The organism is Streptomyces sp. AC627_RSS907, from assembly GCF_019049165.1.
On sequence record NZ_JAGMUE010001133.1, the window covers coordinates 1 to 585 of the forward strand.

The 585-nt window shown below is 80.7% G+C and carries 1 pseudogene; it reads right to left on the reverse strand.

Annotated features, from left to right (window positions below):
* Positions 1 to 584 (reverse strand): annotated as a pseudogene (locus tag KUM32_RS40680) (hypothetical protein); the annotation flags it as partial.
* Position 585: the final 1 nt, after the last annotated feature.

Genomic DNA, 585 nt, shown 5'->3' on the forward strand with positions numbered 1-585 from the left:
ATGCCGGTGATGCCCGCCGCCTGCACGGCCTCCGGCCCGCCGACGGTGGCCAGGATGATGCCGTCGGCAGCGGTGGCCACCGTGAACAGGCGGGCGCGGTCGGCGCGGGCGAGCCCGGCCTCCGAGAGCCGCACGTGCAGCGCCTCGGCGAGCAGCGGGTGCGGGCCGAGCGGGTCGGTGAACAGGGCGGCGCAGCCGCTGCCCTCGACGGCCTGCCGCGCGCGGGCCAGCAACTCGCTGTCGGGGCCGGCGAGGAGCGGCACCACCACGGCCGCCGGTCCGTCCGCGTCGATCACGGCCTGCTGCCGCGCGGCGTACGCCGCCTCCTGGGCCGCGGCGTCGGGCGCGTCCCCCGCCGCGTCGCCCGGCTGGCCGGCGGCGTCGGCCCGCGCGGCGGCGAGCAGGCCCGCGCGGTCGCGCGCGGCCTGAGCCAGCGTGTCCTCCAGGGCCGGGGCCTGCTCGTCGGCGCCGCCGACGTAGCCGACCCGGGCGTCGAGGCCGGGCAGCTCGGAGCGCGCGATGCTCAGCACCTCGTCGACCACCGCGCGCGTCACGGGATCGGGAGCCCCGGGCACGGCGAGCACC